At 61.0% G+C, this 9,227-nt stretch carries 7 protein-coding genes; all 7 read left to right on the forward strand.

Features of this window, described 5'->3' with window-relative positions; genetic code table 11:
* The first annotated feature begins 344 nt into the window (after positions 1 to 344).
* Positions 345 to 4,133 carry a LamG-like jellyroll fold domain-containing protein gene (locus CEK66_RS17945; RefSeq protein WP_152237825.1) on the forward strand — a complete coding sequence of 1,263 codons (3,789 nt, stop codon included), beginning with the start codon at positions 345 to 347 and terminating at the stop codon, positions 4,131 to 4,133.
* 613 nt (positions 4,134 to 4,746) lie between these two features.
* Positions 4,747 to 5,103, forward strand: a complete 357-nt coding sequence (locus tag CEK66_RS17955; protein ID WP_152237826.1) for a hypothetical protein — start codon at positions 4,747 to 4,749, stop codon at positions 5,101 to 5,103.
* Between the two features lie 146 nt (positions 5,104 to 5,249).
* Complete coding sequence (locus tag CEK66_RS17960; RefSeq protein ID WP_152237827.1) at positions 5,250 to 5,894, forward strand: hypothetical protein; 645 nt, start codon at positions 5,250 to 5,252, stop codon at positions 5,892 to 5,894.
* 196 nt (positions 5,895 to 6,090) lie between these two features.
* Positions 6,091 to 6,480, forward strand: coding sequence for a TIR domain-containing protein (locus CEK66_RS17965; protein WP_082028810.1), 390 nt, complete (start codon positions 6,091 to 6,093; stop codon positions 6,478 to 6,480).
* On the forward strand, positions 6,480 to 7,028 hold the full coding sequence (locus CEK66_RS17970) for a hypothetical protein (RefSeq protein ID WP_152237828.1): 549 nt from the start codon (positions 6,480 to 6,482) through the stop codon (positions 7,026 to 7,028). The genes CEK66_RS17965 and CEK66_RS17970 overlap by 1 nt, the downstream gene beginning before the upstream one ends.
* 388 nt (positions 7,029 to 7,416) lie before the next feature.
* Positions 7,417 to 8,499, forward strand: a complete 1,083-nt coding sequence (locus CEK66_RS17975; protein ID WP_193312706.1) for a DUF6708 domain-containing protein — start codon at positions 7,417 to 7,419, stop codon at positions 8,497 to 8,499.
* A gap of 128 nt (positions 8,500 to 8,627) precedes the next feature.
* On the forward strand, positions 8,628 to 9,227 hold a 600-nt coding region (locus CEK66_RS17980; RefSeq protein WP_226978671.1), incomplete at its 3' end, for a hypothetical protein.

Consider the following 9,227-nt stretch of genomic DNA (forward strand, 5'->3'; position numbering starts at 1 on the left):
GCGTGTCGAAACGGACCGAGATGAAGGTGGCAATCTGCGACAGCGCGGTGGGCGCCGGCGGTGGGGTGACGGCGATCGGTCCTGGGGTGTGGCGTCGCCTGAAGGCGAAGGCGGTGCCCCTGCTTGCGTCCATCGGCTCTCCGCGATTGCCACAGGATGTGCCGGCATCGCGCGTCGCGGCTGACGCCGCTCCCACAGTGCAGTACCGCACATGTGGGAGCGGCGTCAGCCGCGACGCGCTGTTCCTACCCACTTCGGCAAAGCAAGGCTCTACTGCATACGCCGCCAAATCGCAGAGCCCAGGTCGCATCTCACACCGCCTCGCCCTGCTCTGTGTCCTCGCGTTGCCAGCCATCGCCGCCGCCGCCCCCCCCGAACTGCTGTTCCGCGTCTCCGCCGACAAAGGCCTGGACGCCGACGTCGCCCATGGCGACCCCCAACCCAACTTCCGCGACAAGATCGCCCTGGTGCCGACCGGCGTCTCCGGCCAGGCCATCGAATGGGCCGACGACGGCGTGCTGTCCTGGAACGCCCCCGGCAACCTCTACACCCAGCGCGGCACGCTGTCGTTCTTCTGGCGCTCGCGCTACCCGGTGGGCGAAGCGCCGTTCGTGATCTTCCGCGTCGGCTACGCCGACCACACCAGCTGGGACATGGCCTGGCTGCGCATCGACTGGAACGGCCACGGCTTCGATGCCTTCGTGACCGACGCCAACCTGGCCCGCACCCGCGTCTCCTTCAAGCTGGACAAGTTCCCCGCGCCCAGCGCCTGGACCCACCTGGCCTTCGCCTGGGACGAGACCCGCGGCGTGCGCCTGTACGTGGACGGCAAGGAGGCCGCACGCGTGGACTGCACCCAGGCCTGCGCCGATGGCGGCTCGCTCGACTTCGACGCCGCGCTCGACCAGCTCGGCCTGGCCGCACGCGTGCTCGCCCCGCACCAGGTGCAGAGCCGCTACAACTTCCTGCGCGGCAGCGATTTCGACGAGATCCGCGTCTACGACCGCATGCTCGACGCCGCGGGCGTCGCCGCGCTGGCCCGGCAGCAGGAACCGCGCAGCGCCGAGACCGTGCCCGACAGTGCCGCGCGCAACGCCTGGCTGCACCGCTTCGGCTGGGACCACGGCCGCGCACCGCCGGCGCTGGATGCCCCGTCCACGCGCATCCGCAAGGTCGAGTTCGCCGACGCCAAGGACCTCAAGGAATGGATGTGGAAGGCGACCGACGGCATCGCCGAGACCACCTGGCCCGGCGTCTATAACCGCTCGCGCCTGCCCGGCCGCAACGACTACTTCCAGTTGCCCGACTGGAACGTCTACGTCGAAGGCGGCAAGGCGCTGGACCTGGCCCTGCCCGACGAACCGTTCAACCGCATCGAACTGCGCGGCGCCGCCTATGGCCAGGCCACCTATGCCGCCGCTGGCGCCACGCCTGCGCCGCTGTTCTCGCGCGCCCAGGGCACCGTGCGCAGCGTCGACCAATTCGAGCGCCGCCGCGGCGGCCACCTGCGTTTCACCAACGTCGCCCAGGAAACTCCGATCCAGGAGATCTGGGCTTACGACGTCGGCGCCGGCGCCGAGCCGGCCAACCCCAGCGCCACGCTGCGCTACACCGTGCGCAGCGACATCGCCCCGGACTACGCCAACCTCGCCGCGCTGCGCGCCTACATCGCCGGGCGCTACCCGCCGGACGAACGCAGCACCGTGGTCGCCCTGCCGACCAAGGCGCCGTCGCGCAAGCGTGCCGACGAAAAGACCGCGGTGCCGCCGCTGCCCATCGTGCATGTGCTCATCCCGTCCAACCTCGGCGACGCGCCGGCCGCGCAGCCGCTGATGCGCAGCTGGTCGTACGGCTGGGAGAACATGCACGACGGCCTGGACGGCATCGCCATCGACCTGCCGGCGCTGCAGCTGCCGGCCACGCACAACGGCCTGATCCCGCTCAACCTCCGCGTCAAGGATCCGATCTGGCCCGGCCGCGACATGCTCGACGTGTCGGTGTCGGTCGCGCCCGGGCAGGCGCGCACGCTGTGGCTGGACCTGCGCGACCGCATCCTGACCGACGACAGCCTGATGCTCAGCATCGCCTCGGCCGCCCCCGGCTTCGACGCGCGCGCGCTGGACGGCGCGCAACTGCGCCTGCTGTTCAAGCCGCGCGAGCAGGCCAAGGTCGAGCACATCGCCGACCGCTTCAACCAGGTCAAGGACAACTGGGGCTTCCTGGTCGAGGAACACACCACCTCCAAGCGCCAGCGCCTGTACGCGCGCCTGGATGCGGACATCCACGACCTGCTGCGGGTGGATCCGGACAACGCGCTGGGCCGCCAGTACTGGGCCGACATCAGCTACGGCAACCAGGGCCCGCTGCCGGTGCAGTTGCCGCAGCCGCCCAAGGGCGTGCCGGGCTGGGCGTTCTGGCAGCTGGAAGATCTCAAGGCCACGCGCCGCTACATCAACTGGTGGATCGACGAGCGACAGGTGGATTACGGCGATTTCGGCGGCGGCATCTCCGACGATTCCGACCTCACCCAGCAATGGCCCGGCGTCGCCCTGATGGGCGTGGACCCGGACAAGCTCAACGCCTCGCTCACCGCCCTGTCCGACGCCAACTACCGCAACGGCATGTTCACCGACGGCCTCTCCACCATCGAGACCGACGAACTGCATTCCTACGAGGACGGCATCAACATCAACAGCGAAATGCTCTACCTCAACTGGGGCGACCCGCTGACGGTGGAGCGGCTGATGCGCACGGTGAAGGCGTTCGACCGCATCATCCAGGTCAACCCGCAGGGCCACCTGCTGTTCGCCAGCAACTGGTTCGGCGGGCGCAAGGTCTACCGCGAGCCGAACTGGCAGTGGCAAAAACCCTATTCGTTCCCGATCCTGCACCCGGCGCTGCTGCTGGGTGGCTACAACGCCGACCCCAACAGCCGCCGCATCGTCACCGGCCTGGCCGACGGCTACCTGGCCCACGCCTACACCGACGCCAAGGGCCAGTGGGCGCTGCCCAACGAGATCAACTGGGCCACCGGCAAGACCCGCGGCGGCAGCCTGTTCGACGGCAGCGGCGGCCCCGACACCTTGCACACCTTCTGGGCGGCGTACCGCTGGACCGGCGATGCGCGCTACCTCCAGCCCATCGACTACCGCGTCGCCAAGGCCGGCCCCGGCGGCCTGTCCCTGCTCAACGAGAACTTCCTCGACGTGCTCGGCAAGCGCGACAGCTGGGGCGCCAGCCTGGCCAAGGCGGCAGCCGACGCCGCCCCCGACGACGCCCCGGACTTCGCCCACCACGTCGCCTGGGAGCAGAGCGGCGACCCGCGCTGGCTGGAAACCCTGTACCGCGCCGAGACCCGCGACAAGCTGCAGACCTTCTACATGAACACCGAAGGCCACTGGTGGAGCGACCGCGTCGAATCGCCCACCGTGAACCTGCAGCGCGCCCGCCTCGGCGGCGTCGCCCTCAAGCGCAACCAGACCTATCCCGGCCACACCGTCAGCTGGCGCTTCGCCGACCCCGACGGCGCGGTGCAGGTGGCGCTGCTGCTGCCGAAGCCGCGGCAGGATCGCTTCACCGTCATCGGCTACAACACCAGCGGCAAGGCGCAGCGGGCGCAGATGACCGGGTGGAACGTCGCCGCCGGGCAGTGGCGGATGCGTGCGGGTGTGGATCGCGACGGCGATGGGAAGATCGACGGCAAGGCCGCCACCCGTGAATTCGCGTTCGAGAAGAGCGGGGCGGTGGACGTGGAGTTCCCCGCCGGGCAGACGGTGGTGATGGAGTTCGAGCTGGTCACGCCGGCGGCGGTGCCGGTCGAGCTACGGCCGGATCTGGGGATCGGGCGTGGGGATGTGCGGGTGATGGCCGATGCCATCGAGGTCACCGTGCATAGCCTGGGGCATGTGGATGCGCCGGCTGGGTTCGTGGTGTTGGAGGATGCGCGGGGTCGGGAATTGGCGCGGGCGGCGTTTGCTGCGTTGGAGGCGCCGCGGGATTTGGAGCCGAGGACGGCGGTGGTGCGGTTGGTAGTTCCGGGTGGAAAGAGCGCCAAGGGAGAGCGGCTGCGTATCGTCACCGAGAGCGATATGGCGGAACTGACCGAGCGGAATAATGTGGTGGATGTGCCCTGATTTAAGCGGGGGCCACATCAAGACGAGCCCTTGCGTAGAGGAGTGCCTTCGTCTGGGAATGTTTACGGCTGAAGGTTGAACTTGTCTCCCAAAAAAGTGTGACGCCGTGCTAGAACATGGTCGTCGGGGAGAACGGACCTTCATCCGACCTGATTGAACTGTTGCGCCTGCTGAGCTACGCGGCGTAGAGCGTCAGTCTGCAGCGGGAAAGCTAGGACGCCAAATTTTCTCAGGGGCAAATCGATGTTTACCAAAGTCTCTATCATCGCGGTGCTGGCTGGATTCGCCATGTGCCTGGCTGCTGCATCTGCGGACGCACGTGTGCGTGCGCCGGGCTCACACCACACGACTAGTCACGGCGGCCACTACACGTCGGGCCACGGCTCTTCGCACAAGGGCGGTAGCTACCGCAGTCCGAGCACTAACAATCAATATCGTCGGCATAAGTCTTAATTACCTAAATTCTGGAAAATCTGACCCCTGGTTCTCGTTGGGGCCTAACAGTTTACTAAGCCAACGACGACTAACGGCATGACGTAATTCCAGCGTTAAATTCGCCCTTAACTTTGAGGAATGGAAGATGGCAATAACGAATGTAAGGATAGCTTGCGTTTTGAACCAAGCAACAGAAATTGTTGCAAAAGGCGACACTAAGTTCCGTTTTAAACTAACGCCGCAACCGGACTCAACATGGAAAAATGTATTCTATAAAGAGTACTCGGCCGTAAAAGATAATATGCAGCGTAGTGTGGATTTGATTGGTGACGAGCTCGTTTTGTCATGTCACTATAGCCAGCTGGAGAGTAAATACCTACCGAGATTGAAGCAAGCAGTTGTTGACGCAAACGAGGAGAGCGCACGCATCTCGAAAGCGTTTGAGGCTGACATGGCGAAAAGAAGGGAAAAGGAAGCCGAGGTTGAGCTGAACCAGGAAGAATTTCTTAGGAGGATTAATGAGCAGCTCAAATAGTGGCTACGGTGGCTAAGCGAAAAAATAGGGATCAAAACAGGTGGTAGAGTGCACTTCTATTTATGGAGATGTAACTCCGACCTCTGTTCTCTTAGAAAATGGTCTTCGCAGGGGGGGTAATGGAGTCGGGAATATATCGAATAGAGATGGATGGGCGCTGGAATCTGAAAGATTTGTATGAGTTTCCTCATGCCTATCTTCAGGTATATGCGTTCGCATATGCATTCGATACTGAGCTTCCTTCTCAGGATGAGGGTCGGATCAACTACGCACTGCAGAACTACCCTTGGGGCGGCGGATACTCGGTAGTCAACATCTACTCTGTTCTCCAGAGTCAAGTTGGGCCGAGATTCAAGCCCGTTATTAAAGAGATCAGATACGCCTCGCCCGGGTGGATTGATCTCATCCTTCACTTACACCCTGCAATCAAGATCGCTAGCGCGGTAGCAACAATTGCCACTTCTGCAGCAGGCACAGTTAAGGCCTACGCCGCCATCCAGGATTGCCTTTACAAGATAAGCGCAAGAGCCCGCAAAGCACGCATCGATTCCATTCATTTGACCCGTCAGGAATTGAGTGAACTCCAAGCGTTGAATCAAGAGCTAGCGCAAGCAATGACTTTCAACGGGCTTAACGAGCTTGAGAATCGAACAGGTAGTGTGCATGTCACAGCTAAGCTGCTCAGTGCCCAGTACCGCAGACTTAAGAAGCTCGCAGATTTCGTTAGAAAAGATAAAGCAAGGCTCCCAATTCCACAGAAAAAACAAGAGGAAAAACAGGGGGCGGAGTAAACTTACTATTTTGAAGAGTAAAGAGTAACGGGGGTCGGGTTCACATATAAATTCAATCTGACCGCGTTTATGCCTATTTTAAAAAGCCTTACGAGACTCGCGAATACAAGTTTTAACAATTCAGCTAGGCTAACGCTGCTACGTGGGGCTTTCTAACTCAAGTGTAGACGTTCAAATCAGTCCTAGGGGAACTAAAATGACAAAAAAGCGTGCTTTCATTAGCTTCGACTACCACCATGACGAGGGAGCAAAAACCATGCTGGCGGGTCAAGCCAAGCTCCCGGACAGTCCTTTTGACTTCAAAGACAACTCCGTTGACGAGCACCTCACTGGAGACTGGCAAGAAAAAGTCAAAAGGCGCATGGATAATGTAGACGTAGTGATCGTTCTTTGTGGTCAGCACACTCACACCGCGATGGGCGTAGCGGCGGAACTGCGCATTGCAAAAGAAAAGAACAAGCCATATTTCCTGCTTGCAGCTTACTCGGACAAGACTTGCACAAAGCCAACGAGTGCTAGTGAGACCGATAAGCTTTACAACTGGACTTGGGACAATTTGAAGATCCTCATCGGCGGAGGCCGATGATGGTTGATGTCCCGCAAAGTAAGCTGTGGAATGAAATTCCAGAGGGAGCCACTTACCCATCCAACGATAAGTGGTACTCCCATCTTCTTGATCAGTACAGGCTATACGTTGAAATGGCTGACCGTATCAGCCAAAGGCGAACGACTGCTAACACTTACTTTCTTACGGTCAACTCAGCAATTCTCGCCTTCGTCGGTTACCTGACTTCAAAAGACAGCACGGACTACATGTGGCTTCTAGCTGTGGCCGGCAGCATGCTTACGCTCTTCTGGTACAATATCATTATTTCGTATCGAAACTTGAATACAGCCAAGTGGCAGGTTGTTCAGGACATTGAAAAGCGTCTTCCTATAAGTCCATATGATGCTGAATGGGATGCTGTCCAGCGTGGTAAAAATCCAAAGCTCTACAGGCCAATCTCACACATCGAGAGCTGGGTACCTTGGGTGTTCTTCTTTCTGCACTTTATTGTCTTCTGCAAGACTTTCCCATGGTTAGTCGCCGCCATGTTCGTGAACCGAGCCCTTAAATGCGTGGCTAGTGGTTAAGAGTAGCGGGATCAGGTTCACTTATAAAAGAGACAGGGGTCAGAATGCCCTCCGTAAACAGGGGTCGTAAACAGGCGTAAACAGGGTCAGGGCGGAAACAGGGGTCAGAGTGCACTTTATCCGTACTTAACACGTAGGGAGAAAAACAGGGGCCAGAGTGCAATTTTATTGTATGCAAGGAAATTTAAAGTTAGCTCTGACCCCAGTTCTGCTTGGCGTCATATGGTGCCGGACCGCGTAGCATAGATCGCTGCGCCGCTGCCTTCGAGTGCGTCAGCCGCGGGCTCGACACGCTCATCGTGAATAAACCCTGGTCATGGCCCGAACCAAGAACGACAAGCACCCTGTCTCCGGACCCAAGCCATCGGCATCTGGCCGGCCACTGGGCATGGCCGATCTCGACTGGCTCGGCCAGGCGGCCTGCGACGAGTTCTTCAAGCTGCACGACAACGAAGTGTTCAGGGGCATCGGCGCCGGGGCGGTGCTCCTGCCGCCACACAGCGTACCTGTTAGCCAATCGCCCAACAGCGGCGGCGCGGTCATCGAGGCGTTTCCGCATGGGCTAGTGTACGGAAGCATGATGACTGTGCTCGTCGGCTATCTTGCTTTCGGAGCAATCGCCATCATGAGCCCTTTGCTCGCTTTGCTGATTCCAATGCTCTTCACAAGCTTCGATGCGTTCTCGGCTGTGTTCGGTGGAATCATGCTGTTGGCTACTACGTTCATGCTCCGCTTCGACCTCATCGGCTACCGCTACGCACCCACCCTCTTCGACCGCAACGCCGGCAAGGTCCATGTCTTCAAGGACAACACGCGTCTATTCAGTTGGTGGCCGCTCTGGGGCGGGGGCGGCCAACACAAGATCCTCAGCTACGACTGGGCCTGCGTGCGCGCCCAGGTCGTCCGCTTCAAGACCTTCACCGGCACCGTCGCACAGGACAACGCGGCACTGCAGATGATCGTGCTGGCTGCGCCCGGCGACACCCGCGTGGTCGGCCAGTTCGGCCTGGGCCTGACCAGCAGCGCCATCGCGGTGCAGCCCCTGCTCGATACCTGGGAGCACATCCGCCGTTTCATGGAGCACGAAGGGCCGCTGTTCGTCGAAGGCGACGGACCCAATGAGGCCTTGTTCGAGATGCGTTTGGCGCGCTGCATCTTCTTCGGCCAGCCCTTCATCGGCCCGGGCAGTGCGGAGCATTGGAAGCACCCCGACCTGGGCGCCATCCTCTGGCAGGTCATCGCCATCCCGCTCTTTCCGCTGACCCTGCTCTACGGCCTGATCCGCTGGGCCAGTTTCCACATCAAGAGCAAGCCCATATGGCCGCCTGAAGTGCTGGCCAGCGTGGGCGGCGCCCCCTTGCGTGGCAGCGCGCTGGACGCTTGGCGCCATGTGGTGCCAGACCGCGCAGCAGGGGTCGCCTCGCGGCTGCCTGCGAGCGCGTCAGCCTCGGGCGCGACACGCTCAGCGTGAATAAGAGCGGCTCACAAAACCCAGCGAAGCGGTTCTGACGAGGCGCCGCATCGAAGGCAGTACGATTAGTACGACAAGATGCGGAAACGACGCCAGAAGGGTTTTGTGAGCCGCTCTAAACCCTGACCATGACCCGAACCAAGAACGACAAACACTCCGCCTCCGAGCCCAAGCCATCGACATCGCGCCGACCCGCCGGTATGGCCGATATCGAATGGCTCGGCCAGCAGGCCGGAGACGAATTCTTCAAGCTGCACGAGAACGAAGTGTTCAAAGGCGTGGGGACCCAGGCCGTCCTCTTGCCGCCGCACGGCGTACCGGCCAGCCGATCACCCAACAGCGGAGGCGCGGTCATCGAGGCATTTCCCCATGGGCTGGCTTATGGAAGCATGATGACTGCACTCTTGGGCTACTTGGCCTTCGGCGCCTTGGTGATGATGCCCCCTTTGATCTACATCGTCTTCGATGCGACCTTTGATCGCGTACTAGGACTTAGCTACTTCGGGTTGATCGGACTCATGGTTTTGCTGGCTAGCGCACTTCTCATGCTCCGCTTCGACCTCATCGGCTACCGCTACGCACCCACCCTGTTCGACCGCAACGCCGGCAAGGTCCATGTCTTCAAGGACAACACGCGTCTCTTCGGCTGGTGGCCGCTCTGGGGCGGGGGCGGCCAACACGAGATCCTCAGCTACGACTGGGCCTGCGTGCGCGCCCAGGTCGTCCGC

Origin of the sequence: Xanthomonas sp. LMG 12460 (assembly GCF_009192895.1) — a bacterium.
In the GTDB taxonomy this organism is placed as follows: Bacteria; Pseudomonadota; Gammaproteobacteria; order Xanthomonadales; family Xanthomonadaceae; genus Xanthomonas_A; species Xanthomonas_A sontii.

Excerpts from the sequence above, each read along its gene's own strand:
- CEK66_RS17960 (WP_152237827.1), top strand. The coding sequence starts at position 5,250 with ATGGATGGGCGCTGGAATCTGAAAGATTTGTATGAGTTTCCTCATGCC.
- CEK66_RS17965 (WP_082028810.1), top strand. The coding sequence starts at position 6,091 with ATGACAAAAAAGCGTGCTTTCATTAGCTTCGACTACCACCATGACGAG.
- CEK66_RS17970 (WP_152237828.1), top strand. The coding sequence starts at position 6,480 with ATGGTTGATGTCCCGCAAAGTAAGCTGTGGAATGAAATTCCAGAGGGA.
- CEK66_RS17975 (WP_193312706.1), top strand. The coding sequence starts at position 7,417 with ATGGCCGATCTCGACTGGCTCGGCCAGGCGGCCTGCGACGAGTTCTTC.